Origin of the sequence: Pantoea anthophila, assembly GCF_006494375.1 — a bacterium.
GTDB lineage: Bacteria > Pseudomonadota > Gammaproteobacteria > Enterobacterales > Enterobacteriaceae > Pantoea > Pantoea anthophila.
This window is the reverse complement of the sequence record NZ_VHIZ01000052.1, coordinates 21,354-36,369: the sequence shown is the minus strand read 5'-3', so window position 1 is coordinate 36,369 and position 15,016 is coordinate 21,354. Positions and strand designations below refer to the sequence as shown.

General features: G+C 57.2%; 13 protein-coding genes. 5 read left to right on the top strand and 8 right to left on the bottom strand.

Annotated features, from left to right (window positions below; all coding sequences use genetic code 11):
• Positions 1-80 precede the first annotated feature (80 nt).
• A complete protein-coding gene (gene mdh, locus FJW00_RS15480; RefSeq protein WP_009087483.1) occupies positions 81-1,019 on the bottom strand; it encodes a malate dehydrogenase in 939 nt (312 codons plus the stop codon).
• Positions 1,020-1,447: 428 nt separating this feature from the next.
• Between mdh and argR the strand changes: the two genes are divergently transcribed.
• The 4 genes from argR (at position 1,448) to yhcN (FJW00_RS15460) (ending at position 3,383) form a co-directional block, all read left to right on the top strand.
• Entirely contained in the window at positions 1,448-1,918 is a 471-nt protein-coding gene (gene argR / locus FJW00_RS15475; protein ID WP_009087485.1) for a transcriptional regulator ArgR, read from the top strand.
• Between the two features lie 508 nt (positions 1,919-2,426).
• Positions 2,427-2,690 (top strand): peroxide/acid stress response protein YhcN, encoded by a 264-nt coding sequence (gene yhcN / locus FJW00_RS15470; RefSeq protein ID WP_009087487.1) that lies wholly within the window; start codon positions 2,427-2,429, stop codon positions 2,688-2,690.
• Positions 2,691-2,764: 74 nt separating this feature from the next.
• Positions 2,765-3,028: a YdgH/BhsA/McbA-like domain containing protein gene (locus FJW00_RS15465; RefSeq protein WP_009087488.1), complete on the top strand. Its 264-nt coding sequence runs from the start codon at positions 2,765-2,767 to the stop codon at positions 3,026-3,028.
• A gap of 91 nt (positions 3,029-3,119) precedes the next feature.
• Positions 3,120-3,383, top strand: a complete 264-nt coding sequence (gene yhcN / locus FJW00_RS15460) for a peroxide/acid stress response protein YhcN (protein ID WP_009087490.1) — start codon at positions 3,120-3,122, stop codon at positions 3,381-3,383.
• 53 nt (positions 3,384-3,436) lie between these two features.
• Here yhcN (FJW00_RS15460) and FJW00_RS15455 read toward each other — a convergent pair whose 3' ends face one another.
• From FJW00_RS15455 to aaeX, 5 genes are all read right to left on the bottom strand, one after another.
• Positions 3,437-3,706: a barstar family protein gene (locus FJW00_RS15455; RefSeq protein WP_009087492.1), complete on the bottom strand. Its 270-nt coding sequence runs from the start codon at positions 3,704-3,706 to the stop codon at positions 3,437-3,439.
• A 55-nt stretch (positions 3,707-3,761) separates the two neighbouring features.
• Entirely contained in the window at positions 3,762-5,213 is a 1,452-nt protein-coding gene (locus FJW00_RS15450; RefSeq protein WP_140924854.1) for an NAD-dependent succinate-semialdehyde dehydrogenase, read from the bottom strand.
• 113 nt (positions 5,214-5,326) lie between these two features.
• The gene (gene aaeB / locus FJW00_RS15445) at positions 5,327-7,279 is read right to left on the bottom strand and encodes a p-hydroxybenzoic acid efflux pump subunit AaeB (protein ID WP_140924852.1); all 1,953 of its coding nucleotides are present in this window, start codon (positions 7,277-7,279) and stop codon (positions 5,327-5,329) included.
• A 9-nt stretch (positions 7,280-7,288) separates the two neighbouring features.
• Positions 7,289-8,221 carry a p-hydroxybenzoic acid efflux pump subunit AaeA gene (gene aaeA, locus FJW00_RS15440; RefSeq protein ID WP_009087499.1) on the bottom strand — a complete coding sequence of 311 codons (933 nt, stop codon included), beginning with the start codon at positions 8,219-8,221 and terminating at the stop codon, positions 7,289-7,291.
• Between the two features lie 7 nt (positions 8,222-8,228).
• Complete coding sequence (aaeX, locus tag FJW00_RS15435) at positions 8,229-8,432, bottom strand: p-hydroxybenzoic acid efflux pump operon protein AaeX (protein WP_009087501.1); 204 nt, start codon at positions 8,430-8,432, stop codon at positions 8,229-8,231.
• 232 nt (positions 8,433-8,664) lie between these two features.
• On the opposite strand from aaeX, the gene aaeR reads away from it, so the two are divergent.
• Positions 8,665-9,582, top strand: coding sequence for an HTH-type transcriptional activator AaeR (aaeR, locus tag FJW00_RS15430; protein WP_009087503.1), 918 nt, complete (start codon positions 8,665-8,667; stop codon positions 9,580-9,582).
• A gap of 33 nt (positions 9,583-9,615) precedes the next feature.
• Here aaeR and tldD read toward each other — a convergent pair whose 3' ends face one another.
• Positions 9,616-11,061 (bottom strand): metalloprotease TldD, encoded by a 1,446-nt coding sequence (gene tldD, locus FJW00_RS15425; protein ID WP_009087505.1) that lies wholly within the window; start codon positions 11,059-11,061, stop codon positions 9,616-9,618.
• Positions 11,062-11,125: 64 nt separating this feature from the next.
• Entirely contained in the window at positions 11,126-14,956 is a 3,831-nt protein-coding gene (gene yhdP, locus FJW00_RS15420; RefSeq protein WP_140924849.1) for an AsmA2 domain-containing protein YhdP, read from the bottom strand.
• Between the last annotated feature and the right edge of the window lie 60 nt (positions 14,957-15,016).

Genomic DNA, 15,016 nt, shown 5'->3' with positions numbered 1-15,016 from the left:
GGTCAGAGGCTTCTGATTTGATATTGTCATGAATGCAAAACGCCCGGCCAAAGCCGGGCGTTTTCAGTCAGTGACGTCTGCTACTGCTTAACGAACGCCTCTCCCTGTTCGATATCTTTCTTCAGGGTTTCCAGCATGCCTGACAGCGCCTGCTGCTCATACGCACTGAGTGTACCGATAGGCTTGCGTTCAGCAATCCCGTTTTTACCCAGCAGCAGCGGCTGTGAGAAGAAGCGCGCATGTTCGCCCTCACCTTCCACATAGGCACACTCCACCACGTTCGCTTCGCCATTCAGCGCGCGTACCAGTGACAGCCCGAAACGCGCAGCTGCCTGCCCCATCGACAGCGTGGCCGAACCGCCACCGGCTTTGGCTTCCACGACCTCGGTGCCGGCGTTCTGAATACGTTTGGTCAGATCCGCCACCTCCTGATCGCTGAAGCTCACTCCTTTGACCTGAGAGAGCAGCGGCAGAATGGTCACGCCAGAGTGGCCGCCAATCACCGGTACTTCAACCTGGTCAGGCTGCTTGCCTTTCAGCGCCGCGACAAAAGTATTGGCGCGAATGATATCCAGCGTGGTGACGCCAAACAGACGGTTCTTATCGTAGACACCATGCTTTTTCAGCACTTCCGCCGCGATAGCAACGGTGGTGTTGACGGGGTTAGTGATCACCCCGATCAGGGCTTTTGGCGCGGTTGCCGCCACCTGTTCTATCAGGTTACGGACGATACCGGCGTTAACATTAAACAGGTCCGCACGATCCATACCGGGTTTGCGTGCGACACCTGCTGAAATCAGGACCACGTCGGCACCTTTCAGGGCTGGCGTCGCGTCTTCTCCGCTGAACCCTTCAATAGTGACGGCAGTGGGAATATGGCTGAGATCAACGGCAACACCCGGTGTCACCGGGGCGATGTCATACAGTGAGAGTGCTGAACCTGCCGGAAGCTGGGTTTTGAGCAGAAGTGCGAGCGCCTGGCCTATGCCGCCAGCGGCACCGAGAACGGCAACTTTCATTCTTGACTCCTTATTAAGGTGGGGCAGAGATGGGCCGAAATTCTATCTGTGTCAGACCTTAATCAACTGCTCAGGCGATAATGATAATCCGCTGTTAATTCTACGTGTTTTCACACTTAATCGCCGGATTCAAAAGTTACTTATCATGTCGCCTGAATGACCGACAACCGTGCCGTCGTCAGACAGAGAACGGCTATGTTCGTTTTCTGTTACTACACCACCAATAGTATAACAACTTTGCAACCTTCGCCTTTCGGGGCTGTGACAGGGGTTTTGGTCTGAAGGGATTTATTTGCTATTATCGCCGCCCGCTAGCCGCCCGAACCCTGCTCATCAATCGACCGATTGCATAAAAATGCATTTAAATGCATAATCACCACTCTGCCGCGGGCGGATGCGCGGTTATTCTTTCTATTTATTGGTAACCTATGCGAAACCCATCGAAACAAGACGATCTGATCAAGGCTTTCAAGGCCTTATTAAAAGAAGAAAAATTCAGTTCCCAGGGCGAAATTGTTCAGGCGCTTCAGGATGAGGGCTTTGAAAATATCAATCAGTCCAAAGTCTCGCGGATGCTGACCAAGTTTGGCGCAGTGCGCACCCGTAATGCCAAAATGGAAATGGTCTATTGCCTGCCTGCCGAGCTGGGTGTGCCGACGACCACCAGCCCGTTAAAAAACCTGGTGCTGGATATCGACTACAACGATGCGCTGGTGGTCATTCACACCAGTCCGGGCGCAGCACAGCTGATTGCACGCCTGCTGGATTCATTAGGAAAGTCGGAAGGAATTCTTGGCACCATTGCCGGGGATGACACCATCTTTATTACCCGTGCGCGTGACTTCACGGTCAAGCAACTGCACAGCGCGATCCTCAACCTGTTTGAACAGGAACTCTGATCGCTGACTGGCGGCCGGCCATCCTGCGCCTGGTCGTCAGTTCATCTCTCTGCCCGCGCTTTCTCTGCGGTTTGCGCTTCTCCTCTTCCCGTTACGCGCTCCTCTCGTGACTGCCGTTCTGCGAGGCTTGCCCCCGTTTTCAGGCAGCAGGCTGGTGGTCAGATAGCGTCGTCTGCTTCACCTTTTGCGCTATTTTACACTGCTTTACATCACTAATCCGGCCGCATTGCCCGGATCCAGATCAAACACCAGCCCGATATACCACCTTCTTTCGCACGAAACGTTAAAGTCATTTATCCCCTTGTTTCTGCTGTTAAAACACGCTCAAAGCTCATTTTTCACCCTGTTTTTATAACGTCCGGTTATTAAAAGTAGCCATAAGGATAAAGAATCACAAAAAAACATTATTAGCGCGGTATTAATTTCTGACGTTATTAGTCCTATACTTCTTTTCGTGATGCAAATCACACTAACTAAAAAGATAAAAACAGACGACGAGGAAAATTTCATGAACGTAAAAACTACCATCGCTGCTCTTAGCGTGCTCTCTGCCCTGTCATTCGGTGCTGTGGCAGCAGAATCTATCACCGCCTCTCAGGCACAGGATCTGCAGGCTGTCGGCACCATCAGTGTCAGCGGTGTAGCGGGCTCACCGATGGATATCCGACAGAAACTGAGCGACAAAGCCGATCAGCAGGGCGCAAAAGCCTATCGCGTCATTGAGGCTTACAACAACGGCAATTATCACGCGACCGCCGCGCTCTATAACTAAGGCGTCGCCCCACTCCGGCTGATGCGATAAGCCGCGTGCCGGAGAGCGTAAGCAGAATTTCAGGAGAGCAGAAAATGAAAACCAAACTTGCCATCGCTGCACTGAGCATCGCCCTGTTTTCAGCAGGTGCCAGTGCCGCCAGCCTGGTTTCTAATGAACAGGCGCAGGGTTTGCAGTCAATGAACCAGACCATCAGCATTGCGGGCCGTAACGGCGACCAGACGCATATCCGTCAGGTTCTGTCGGAGAAAGCGGATGCGCAGGGCGCAAGCCACTATCGCATCATCGAAAACAACCAGGACAACACCTGGCATGTGACCGCTGAGCTGTATAAATAATTCACTGTGATGACGCCTTATGGCGTTGAAAATATCGACGACCCGCACCAATGATTAACCGCAGGTTGTTGAATGTAATGAGGAGACGAACATGAACATCAAAACAACCATTGCTACAGTCAGTCTGCTTTCCGTTATGGCTTTCGGAGCTTCCGCCGCGCAGCTGGTAACCGGCGATCAGACGCAGAACCTGCAGCCTGCGGGCACCGTAACCATCAGTGGTACCGCGGGCGCACCGATGGATTATCGCGCTGAACTGTCTCAGAAAGCCGATGAACAGGGTGCCAGCGCCTATAAAGTGATCGAGGCGCGTACCGGTGATAACTACCACATCACCGCACAGCTTTATAAGTAATTCCTCGTCACTATCATGACGAACCCTTTGGCCCCGCTCGCCGGGGCCTTTTTTCATCTGACGTTAAAGTGAAGCTGACCTTCCAGCTCCTCTTCAGCTTCATCAAAGAGTAAAATCAGGGCCCCATAACGCCGTCGCTGTCCTCTGCCCAGATTGATGAACTCAATCTCCAGCGGCATCGGGAGCAGATCCCCCGTCACCACATCCCATAACCCATCCAGATCGCAGATGCGACGCTCATCCAGCGCGAATCGCTCGCTAAACTGGCGGAAAAAATGGGCCTGGTCGACAATTTCATTAAAATCAAAACGCTCGGTTTTCATGCTGACGGCTCCCATGCTCCGTCTGCGGGCGACCTTCGCCGCCCGTGCCCTTCTGCTAGCCCAAACCGCCCAGATGCAGCGCTTTGACCTCCAGATACTCTTCCATGCCGAGTACCGAACCTTCACGGCCCAGACCCGACTCTTTGACGCCGCCAAAGGGTGCCAGCTCGGTTGAAACGGCACATTCGTTAATGCCGATCATGCCACTTTCCAGCGCCGCTGAAACGCGGAACACCCGCTGCAGATTCTGCGTGTAGAAGTAGGCGGCCAGGCCAAATGGCGTATCATTGGCGCGGCGGATCACCTCATCTTCATCATCGAAGCGGAAGCAGGCAGCAACCGGGCCAAAGGTCTCTTCCTGCGCGAGCTGCATCCCTTCGTGTGCTTCGGCGATCACGGTTGGCTGCCAGAAGTTGCCGCCCATCGCATGGCGCTCGCCGCCAGCAAGCAGTTTGCCGCCTTTTGCCAGCGCGTCATTGACGTGCTGTTCCACTTTCTCCACCGCCGACGCTTCAATCAATGGCCCGACAATCACGCCCTCATCGAGACCATTACCCACCTTAAGCCTGTTCACCTCTGCGGCCAGCTGCGTGGTGAAACGATCGTAAACACTGTTGTGGATGTAGAAACGGTTCACGCTGACGCACACCTGACCCGCATTGCGGAATTTGTTCGCAATTGCACCCTGTACGGCGGCATCGATGTCGGCATCGTCAAAGACGATGTAAGGCGCGTTACCGCCCAGCTCCATAGAAACTTTCTTCATGGTTTCGGCGGCATTGCGCATCAGCAGCTTGCCCACCTGGGTTGAACCGGTGAACGAGATCTTCCGCACCGCTTTGCTGGCCATAATGGCGTCGCTGATGGCATGGGTGTCACCCGCTACGGCGTTCAGCACGCCATCCGGGACGCCAGCCTGTTTCGCCAGGGCCAGCAGGGCAAAGGCGGAGAGTGGCGTGTTATTAGCGGGTTTAATGATCCCGGTACAGCCTGCGGCCAGTGCGGGCCCCAGCTTGCGGGTCAGCATCGCCATCGGGAAGTTCCACGGTGTGATGGCGGCCACAACGCCAATCGGTTCACGGGTGGCCAGGATGCGGGAACCCGCTTTGGCGGGCGGAATGATCTCGCCATTGGCTCGCTTCGCCTGTTCGGCAAACCACTGGATAAAACTGGCGGCATACTCCACTTCGCCCTCCGCCTCTTTCAGCGGCTTGCCCTGTTCCGTCGTCATCAGTTCGGCCAGCCAGCGTTTGTTCTCAATGATGAGCTGGTACCAGCGAGTGAGAATCTCAGCACGGGCTTTTGCCGTCTGCGCACGCCAGGCGGGAAAGGCGCGTTCTGCTGCGGCGATCGCCTGTTCCGTTTCAGCCTTGCCCGCTTTTGCGACCTGCGCAATGACCTCGCCGGTTGCCGGATTGGTTACGTCAAAGGTGGATGCCGCCGGTTGCCACTGGCCGTCTGCCAGATAGCCGGTCTGAAACAGCTCGCTCTGTTGCAGTGATGTCATTGATTCGCTCCTGTCAGTTTTACGCTTCCGTCTGAAGAGTATAGTTGGCAAAAGCGACAGGTTTTGTGACGGGCGGGGATTGCGCAGGCCGCTGCCGATCGCAGCGGCCAGATTCAGATTTGGATGAGCGTGTTCTGGTACTTATCCAGCATCAAGGCCAGGCGTTTTACCGGTTCCGTAACGCTGACAGGCGCCTGGTAATGGACCAGTTTCTCCTGATAGAGGTCCAGCTCTTTCAGCAGGCGTTCAAAATAGTAGCGCCGCTTGTCATCGCTGCTGGCAGAAATGACCCGGTCAGCGGTATAGCGCAGCTGCCGGTGATAAGCAGAGAGATCCGCGTTGATCGGAATGTCTGCGTCACGCAGCCGCTGATGACCGATGATCAGCGTCAGGGCAATACGGTATTTATTGATATCGCCCGGAAACAGGTTCAGCAGCAGAAACAGTTGCTGATAGAGGGCCGGCAGATGGTTTTCACGCCGACGCGCCTGATTAGTCGTCATGGCCGAAACCGCTGCGTACATGAAGCGGTTCAGCAGCTTACGGCCGGTGCGGGCCTTCGATTTATCTCGAATCAGCAGGATAACCATCATCGCCACAAAGCAGCCGATGACCTGGCCGAGCACATTGTCGAGAAAGACGTTGATGTGGAACTGCATCGGATTATCGAGAACCAGCACGTTAAGCGTGCCGATCAGCGCCCCCAGCGTGCCGAGCTGACGCCGCTGAATGAAGATGCCTCCGATAAAGCCCAGCAGGCCGATGGCGATGCAGAGCAGCAGTGCGCTCTGCTGGGTCGAGGGGAGCACATACATAAAGTAGAGCGCGCCCAGCGGCACCGCAACCGTCATGCCGTAGAGAAAATCTTTTGCCATCATCAGTGGATTAGGCATCCGCATCGCCAGCGCAGTGATAACCGCCAGCATGACCATACAGCCACTGCCTGACGTCCAGCCGGTGTAGAGCCAGAACAGAGAGCCCAGAGCGGTCGCCACAAAGGTGCGGATACCGTTGATCATCGCATGGTGTGTTTCGGCGGAGCGCGCCTGAATCACCACCTCGCGCTGCAGGATCTCCTCCTCCAGCGACGTGATCCGGCTGTTACTTCGGATGCCTTTCAGCAGCAGCAGATATTCCGTCGCGGCACCCACCCAGCTGCTCAGCGTCACCGGGGCCGTTTTATCTCTGGCCCCCATCACCCGCCGCATCACCTTCATCCGCTTGTGCACCTCATCAACCGTCGAGGCGGGCTTTTCAATCATCAGGCGATACTGAGGGGGGATGTAGTCCGGACGCGAATTCTGGATCAGAAAGGTTTCGGCTGCCTGCGTAATCAGGGTCAGCGACAGGGTATTAAGCATCTGCAGCCGGCGGTTACTGTTCTTCCAGCGTGACGACTCCATCATCAGCTGGCTGCGCATGCTGTTAAGGGCGGTGGTGCGCCGGACCAGCGCGCTCCAGGCTTTGTCGACCTCCTCTTTGTCACCGTGGGCGACGCAGAGCTGCAGCAGCTGATAGTGCGCCACCAGCAGCGAGTCGACCTCCGCATCGATCACTTTTTTGATCGAGCGTGGTGAGAAGATCATGTCGGCCAGAATGGCACACAGAATGCCGAGCACGATTTCACTGCAGCGCTCGACCGCATATTGCGGCACCAGGGTCAGACCACCGCTGGCGTCAGCGGTCACCACGATAATCAGCGCGGTGTAGCCCGCCAGTCCCAGTGCGTAAGAGTTTTCAACTTTGATCAGCGAAGAGAGCCAGACGCAGAGCCCTGCCCAGATGCAGCACAGCAGCAGCATCACAACCGGCGCACGAACGGTGGCGATCATGATGGTCAGCGCGGCGATACAGCCGATAAAGGTCCCGATAATACGCAAAACGCCACGGTAGCGAAGCGCCCCCGAATAGGGATCGCCCCCCGCTGCAAACGCGGTGCCGCCCGCCACAATACCGGCAGTCATCACCGCCCAGCGCGGCGTTTCGAGGTTGAAGTGAAAGCCGACCATCAGCGCTAACACCAGCGCAAAGGTCAGCTTTACCGGGAACCGCAGGAACTCAATCATATCGCCCTCTTAACCAAACTCACGCAGGCGATTAAACAGGCGAACCATCGGTGAAACCTGCTCAGGCTGACGATCGGCCTGACCGGTAATGACCACGGTCGCCGTTGTCCCGGCCGGGAAGCGGTTGCCGGGCTGCTGATCCAGACGGATGCGCACCGGAACACGCTGCGCCAGACGGACCCACTCCAGGTTGGAATCGACCGTTGCCATGCCTTTACTGTCGACCGAGCTGCTGCTGTTGGTGACACCTGCCGCCACACTGTCTACGGTACCCCGCAGCACAATGTTGCTGCCAAGTGGCGTCACTTCCGCACGGAAACCCTTCTCTACGCCATGCAGCTTGGTCTCTTCCAGATAGGCCAGCACATAGTAGGAGTGCTGCTGCACCAGGGCGACCGCCACAGAGCCGCGGGTAATGAACTCGCCCTGATAGACATTCAGGTTGGTGACCCAGCCATCGGAGGGCGCTTTCACGGTGGTGCGCTCCAGATCGATCTTCGCCAGATCGCGTGTCGCCACCGATTTCGCCAGCTGATGTTCGCTGGTCTGCAGATCGTTGTTGGACTGCTCAATCGCCTCGCGCGACATCGCCGAGGTGCCGAGCTGGTTACGGCGGCCGGCTTCGCGCCGCTTCTCACTCACCAGCGCCTGGTAATATTCCACGTCTGCCTGAGCCTGCTCGAGCGCCTTTTGATAGCGTGGGCGGTCAACCACAAACAGCGTATCGCCCTTCTTCACCAGCTGGTTGTCGTGCACCGGAACATCGGTGATCAGGCCGGTCACGTCAGGTGAGATCGCCACTACGTCTGCCGCGAAGCGCGCATCACGCGTCCAGGGGGATTCGGTATAGAACACCCAGGCACGGAAGATGATAACCACAGCAATGATAACCAGCAGGAGTGTAATCGCGTAACGCGCGATTTTTCTTATGAGTGCTTTCACTTAAACCTCAGACTAATAAACGGGAGACAAGGTAAAACACACAGCAGTAAAGCGCTGTATTAAAAAGTGCCGGATGCCAGACAAGATCGTAAATACCGCTCGGCGTCAGCACACGTTTCACTAACCAGAACAGCATCAGTGAGAGAATAAGTTCGATGAATACGGGCGGAAACGAGAGCCCAAACATGACAAATACCGGAAGCACACTCATCAGAAATCCTTAGTTCAACCTTGCCGGGAGTCTCCTTTGCCTTTTCAGCTGTCACAGCAAACCCAGCTGACAGCGCGATACAAACCGCAGCTGGCTTAATAATAGCGTATCATCACAGGGCATCAGGCAATGAAGAGTCACCGGGAGATACCCCGGCGCGCTTATAATAACGCGCCTGACTATAAGTTTTCTACAGAATGTGATCTAAATCACTTTTAAGCCAGAGTAAATAATGGAACGACTGAAGGGCATGTCTGTCTTCGCCAAAGTGGTCGAACTTGGTTCTTTTACCGCTGCGGCGCGTCAGCTTCATCTGAGTGTCTCCTCAATCAGCCAGATCGTCGCGAAGCTGGAAGATACGTTACAGGTTAAGCTGCTGAATCGCAGTACCCGCAGTATCGGGCTCACCGAAGCGGGCAAAATCTACTATCAGGGCTGCCGCCGTATGCTGGCGGAAGCGACGCAGGTGCATGAACAGCTTTATGCGTTTAACAACACGCCCATTGGGGTGCTGCGTATCGGCAGCTCCTCGACCATGGCACAGAACGTGTTAGCGGGCATGACCAGCGATATGCTGCGCGACTATCCGGGGCTGAGCGTAAACCTGGTGACCGGCGTCCCCGCTCCGGACCTGATCGCGGACGGTCTGGACCTGGTGATTCGGGTCGGGGCCTTAAAAGATTCCAGCCTGTTTTCACGTCGCCTTGGCGCGATGCCGATGGTGGTGTGCGCCGCCAGGAGCTATCTGGCGCAGCATGGCACGCCGGAGAAACCGGGGGATATCGATAACTTTTCCTGGCTGGAATACAGCGTACGGCCCGACAACAACTTCGAGCTGATTGCGCCAGAAGGCATCGTCACCCGGCTGGCCCCGCAGGGACGGTTTGTCACCAATGATTCGCTGACGCTGCTACGCTGGCTGAAGTCCGGTAACGGCATCGCCTATGTGCCGATGATGTGGGTGATTGATGAGATCACCGCAGGTGAGGTCGATATTCTCTTTCCGCAATATCAGTCCGATCCGCGACCGGTCTATGCGCTCTATACCGAGAAGGATAAGTTGCCGCTCAAGGTACAGGTCTGTATCGACTATCTGACCGGCTATTTTGAGCAGGTTGCGGAACAGTATCAGCTGCACCGCAAAAGCTGACAACCCGCCAGCGGGCGGGTTGTCGGGGTCACATCAGGCGGTGCCGCCGATGGTGAGTTTGTCCAGCTTCAGCGTTGGCTGACCCACACCGACCGGCAGGCTCTGCCCCTCTTTGCCGCAGACGCCCACGCCTTTATCCAGCGCCAGGTCATTACCGACCATCGAGATCTGCTGCATCGCTTCAATACCGGAGCCGATCAGGGTTGCACCTTTAACCGGTTTGGTGATCTTGCCCTTCTCAATCAGATAGGCCTCTGAGGTGGAGAAGACAAACTTGCCGGAGGTGATATCCACCTGGCCGCCACCAAAGTTGGGCGCATAGATGCCATATTCAACGCTTTCGATGATGTCCTGCGGCGTTGATTTGCCGGCCAGCATATAGGTGTTGGTCATACGCGGCATGGGCAGATGCGCATAGGATTCGCGGCGACCGTTACCGGTCGGGCTGACGCCCATCAGTCGCGCATTCAGCTTGTCCTGCATGTAGCCTTTCAGCACGCCATTCTCAATCAGCATGTTGTACTGACCCGGCACGCCTTCGTCATCGACCGCCAGTGAACCCCGCAGCCCTTCAAGGGTGCCGTCATCCACCACGGTGCAGAGTTCTGACGCGACCTGCTGACCGATTTTACCGCTGAACACGGAGGTGCCACGACGATTGAAGTCGCCTTCCAGACCGTGACCCACCGCTTCATGCAGCAGCACGCCAGGCCAGCCCGCGCCCAGCACCACCGGCAATGCGCCCGCCGGGGCCGCCACGGCAGAGAGATTAACCAGCGCCATGCGAACGGCTTCACGCGCCCAGGCGTCCGCACGCACTTCGCCATTCTCATCGGCCAGGAAAAACGCATAACCGGTGCGTGCACCGCCGCCGCTGGCGCCGCGCTCACGTTTACCCTGATCTTCCACCTGGACGCTGACAGAGAGACGCACCAGCGGACGGACATCCGCCGCCAGCGTGCCATCCGTCGCAGCCACCAGCACCTGCTCGTAAACGCCGGTCAGACTGGCATTGACCTCCTGCACGCGTGGGTCCGCCGCACGGGCGACCTGGTCAACGCGATGCAGCAGCGCAATTTTCTCTTCACGCGTCAGGCTGTTTAGCGGATCGACCGCCGGGTAAAGCGAACGGTTCATGACGGCAGAAAGTGTATGTGCCTTGCCGTTGCCCTGTTCACGGACAATGCTGCGAGCGGCGTCAGAGGAGAGACGCAGCGCATTCAGCGTAATCTGGTCTGCATAGGCGAAGCCGGTTTTTTCACCGCTGACCGCGCGAACGCCCACGCCCTGGTCGATATGGTAAGAGCCATCTTTAATGATTTTGTCTTCCAGCACCCAGGATTCGTGGAAGCTGGACTGAAAATAGAGATCGGCATAATCCAGACGACGTTCTGAAAGCTGCCCTAACAGGGAAAATAGGTCCTGCTGATTAATGCCGTTAGCAGTCAGTAACTGCTCACTTACCAGGTTCAGAGTCATCGTTTCTCACTCATTATGTGCTCAGATAATCATAGCCTGCGGTAATTCCGGTACGGCGTCAAATTCACTTGTTGTCTGTTTCACGCGGTTTACGCAGCACTTCATTGATTTCCGGTTTATCCAGCGGCCCGCTGATGTGATAACGCAGCAACGATATTCTGTTCCACAAGGGAGCCAGCACCTTACTGGCAGCGAAAACCGCCGCGCCCACCACCGGGTTAATCGCGAAGGCGGTCGCGACACCCACCGAGGCGGAGATCTCCGGCGCCACCACCGCTTCCATATCGATCTGACGCTTCACCAGGTCGAGATTGCCCTGCATAGCGATGTCAGCTTCCAGCCCGTCCACCAGCAGATTATCGGTGCGCATCACGCCATTCTCGATCCAGGCCGTGCCATTAATCGAATCGAAGTAGAACGCGTTGGTAAAGGTGTCGCTGAAATCGAAGCGCAGCTTCCGCAGCAATGCATCAAAGCTCACCAGTCGCAGGATCTTGCCAGCCGTGCCGGTGTCCACATCCGCAATCTGGCCTTTGCCAAAGTGTGTTTTCAGGGTGCCACTCAGCGTCTCTGCGGAGGGCTGCCACGGCGCCGACCGCCAGTGCAGGTCGTAGGCAATGTCGAATGGCGCATCACGCAGCGGCGTATTTACGCCAAACCAGTTGGTCGCATTATTGATATTAGGACCTTTCAGCGTACCTTTCAGCGAGGTGCGCGGGTCGTTCGGGCGATTCACCCACTCCCCGCTGATTTTCAGCTGTGAACTGCCGGTATCCACCTTGCCGTTAGTAAGCGCTAACGTATCCCCTTTGGGTTGCAGGATCGCAGAGACCTGACCATATTTCTGCCCCAGTACCCAGCACTCTTTACAGCGCAGTTGCAGAGCCGGCCACTGACTGAAATTAATATTACTGGCCTGCTGAGTGCTCGCTTTGCTGCCTCTGGCCGTCTCGCTGTTCCACTGCGGATTGTAATAAAGGTAATCCAGATTCACCTGCCACGGGGATTGTGGTGCCATTGACAGCTCACCACGCAGCTCCTGCGCCCTGACGCTGACGTTGCCACTGCCGGCTGAACGCTGTGCCAGCGTCGCCTCAACCTCATGCCACTGCTGCCCCGCCAGCGTGACCGCCGGACTGCGCAGCGTGATATTGCCGGGCAGCGTCACGCCGCCGGTCTGGAAATCGCTGCCGCCACCTGACGACCTGCCGCCCGTCGCGCCTCCGGCTGCCAGCATCCCGACCCAGGCTTCGCCATCCAGCGCAGGCAGATTCAGCACCATTCCGGCCTGGTCGGGCAGCCCGGGTTTCTTCTGGGCATCATTCAGCCAGATGCCGCGATCCACGCGCAGCGTCGGCTCCAGCAGCCAGCGGCTGTTAAAACGGTGGTTTGCGCTGACGCTGCCGCTGAGATCGAAGTGGTTCAGGTCACCGCTGGCCTCAATGGTAACCGGCATCGTCTCACCGGCTTTCTTGTCGAGCGGTGCAGGTAAGCGACTACTCACTTCTTTTGCATTGCCGTTCAGGGCAACTTCATAGCGCGCTCCGCCATGATGGGGTAGCGTGATATCGACGTTCCCCTGCCAGGGCAGATGTCCGCCCAGCTGCTTACTGACGGCGGCCGGAATCGGGCTGATTCTGGCCGGTTGCCAGTCGCCCTGCAATTTGACGTTAACGCCAAAATCATCCGGGTTCTCGGTGGTGATGAACCGGACGCCCAGGGGCTGACCAAACCAGTTCGCCTGCAAATCTTCACTGGCCAGATTGCCGTTATCGTAACGGAAGCGGCCAGAGAGGTTAGCGATAGTCGTTTTTAACGGTTTGATATACAGCGAGTTGTTATGCAGATCGACATTGCCGCGCGCGTGTACCTGCTTACCGTCCAGCGGAATATCGAGATTCAGATGCCCCCCTACGCCGCCCGTGATTTGCAGCTGCTCCAGTGCGGCACCCAGCGATGACTTCAGCGGAGTCTGCTGAAAATAGTCCGCAACCTGCGGGCCTTCGCCATGGATATCCCCATCGATGATCAGCTTCTCTTTCAGATAGTCAGGGATGACCGCGCTGACGTTGCGCGCTTCGACGTCACCCAGCCGGGCGACCGGGGCATGCATCCACAGTCCGTCATTCAGGAAGTTGAGGTCGATATCCAGATTGCTGATCGCCGGCCATTTGGGCTGAAACGCGTAGGTCGCCTGGCGCAGCGGCACCCAGACCTGGAACATGCCATCGTTGTGTTTAAACGGGAACAGCGCTGGGTTACCGGCAAACAGCAGCGTGGCGTTGTCGACTTTGCCCCCCTTCACGGCCCCGCTCAGATAGTGCGTGAGTCCCCTGCCCATCAGCGGCACCGGGAAATAGCGCCAGGCATCGCCTGCATCAGTGACCCGGATACCGGCCAGAATATCAAGACGCGGCTCCGCGCCACGGTTCTGCTGATAACTGAAGTCGCCCCGCGCCCGGAGTGAGCGCGCCTGCAGATCCAGATCCTCACCCGCCAGCGTCAGGCCATGTTCATCGCGCAGCCAGCGCAGCGCCCCGGTGACCCGTTTAATCTCCAGCGGTGCCTGGAACATGTCACCATAGGGGACGGTGGCGGTTCCCATCGCCACACTGACCTGACCATTACTCAGACTGCCGCGAGCCTCCCCGCTCAACCGACTGATGCCCGGCAGCAGCTTCCACTGCTGCCAGCTGAAATCGTGCCATTTCACCTGCAGGCGGGTCATTTCTGGCTGTTCTAACGGGATATCCAGCGCCAGTCCCTCGACGGTGCCCTGTGGCTGTAACTTCTGCCAGTTTTCAAACAGCGCCGGAGAGAGCGGTGCGAAAAGGGGAATAACAGGGGCAAGATGACGCAGCACCAGCTGTGTGGCGCGCACCCGGATCTCAGGCTGGCCGTCAGTGCCCGATATCTGCTTATCCTCAGGACGCCAGAGCAGGGAGAAGTGACCGGCGGGCCAGGTCTGGCCGTCGGTGCTGAGGCGGGTCTGCGGCACATTGACCACCCAGCCATTCCGGAAGCGCGACAGATGCGCGGTCAGCCCGTCAACCTCAATCCGGTGTGGTCCGCTCTCGCCCTGCCAGCTGGCACCGCCCTGACGCAACAGCAGATCGCCGGCATAGATGTCGCCATCGCGCAGGTTCACCCACGCCGCCAGACTGAAGCGGGCGCTGTCGAGCCGGGTATTGTCGCGCATCCAGCGACCCAGCCACGGACGCACATCGACATCGTCGGCCTGCATCCAGATACGCCCGTCATTCAGTAAACCGTTGCTGTCGTTGAGATCGAGCCGCACCTGAACCACACCGTGCTGGCCGGTAAAGCTCGACAGGCTCACTTCCCCTTCTGCCCGGTGGCGGGTTTTCTCATTCAGCCAGGTCAGGCGCGGAATGGCCAGCTCGGCATGCTGACCGGACGGCGTGCGGAAACCGATGGTGCTGTCGCGCAGGTCAAAGTGGTCAAACTGCCGCAGGAAAAGTTCGTTGATTTGCGCCGGACGGAAGCTGTTTTTCTCTTTATCGTTGTCGAGTAAGGGACGATTCGTGTCGAGATGCAGCTGCCAGAAAGTGAGGTCGCGGAACTGCCAGCGCCAGTGCAGCAGGGATTGCCAGACGTCGAGGGCAAGATTGATGCGTGAAATGGTGAGTTTGCCGTTCTCGTGGAGATCGACGCTGAGATCGCGAACCTGCAGGGTGGGACCGAAATTTTCCCATTTGCCCTGCAGCTGACTGGCGCTGACCGGAACGCCGCTGCGATCGGAGATAAATTGCAGAAGGTTGCTGCGATAGCTGTCGAGATGCGGCATCACCAGACGCAATCCGCTGACCAGCAGCGCGACAATCACGATGATTGCCGCGACCAGCAGTAACAAAATCCTCGGCAACTGCCTCACTCACGCCTCTCCTTGTGTTCCGCAAACGACGGATAGTTGGCTCTCGTACCCGACCGTCTT

What these genes read in the sequence shown, in the direction of transcription:
- mdh (WP_009087483.1), bottom strand. Translation starts at nt 1,019, where the DNA reads ATGAAAGTTGCCGTTCTCGGTGCCGCTGGCGGCATAGGCCAGGCGCTC.
- argR (WP_009087485.1), top strand. Translation starts at nt 1,448, where the DNA reads ATGCGAAACCCATCGAAACAAGACGATCTGATCAAGGCTTTCAAGGCC.
- yhcN (WP_009087487.1), top strand. Translation starts at nt 2,427, where the DNA reads ATGAACGTAAAAACTACCATCGCTGCTCTTAGCGTGCTCTCTGCCCTG.
- FJW00_RS15465 (WP_009087488.1), top strand. Translation starts at nt 2,765, where the DNA reads ATGAAAACCAAACTTGCCATCGCTGCACTGAGCATCGCCCTGTTTTCA.
- yhcN (WP_009087490.1), top strand. Translation starts at nt 3,120, where the DNA reads ATGAACATCAAAACAACCATTGCTACAGTCAGTCTGCTTTCCGTTATG.
- FJW00_RS15455 (WP_009087492.1), bottom strand. Translation starts at nt 3,706, where the DNA reads ATGAAAACCGAGCGTTTTGATTTTAATGAAATTGTCGACCAGGCCCAT.
- FJW00_RS15450 (WP_140924854.1), bottom strand. Translation starts at nt 5,213, where the DNA reads ATGACATCACTGCAACAGAGCGAGCTGTTTCAGACCGGCTATCTGGCA.
- aaeB (WP_140924852.1), bottom strand. Translation starts at nt 7,279, where the DNA reads ATGATTGAGTTCCTGCGGTTCCCGGTAAAGCTGACCTTTGCGCTGGTG.
- aaeX (WP_009087501.1), bottom strand. Translation starts at nt 8,432, where the DNA reads ATGAGTGTGCTTCCGGTATTTGTCATGTTTGGGCTCTCGTTTCCGCCC.
- aaeR (WP_009087503.1), top strand. Translation starts at nt 8,665, where the DNA reads ATGGAACGACTGAAGGGCATGTCTGTCTTCGCCAAAGTGGTCGAACTT.
- tldD (WP_009087505.1), bottom strand. Translation starts at nt 11,061, where the DNA reads ATGACTCTGAACCTGGTAAGTGAGCAGTTACTGACTGCTAACGGCATT.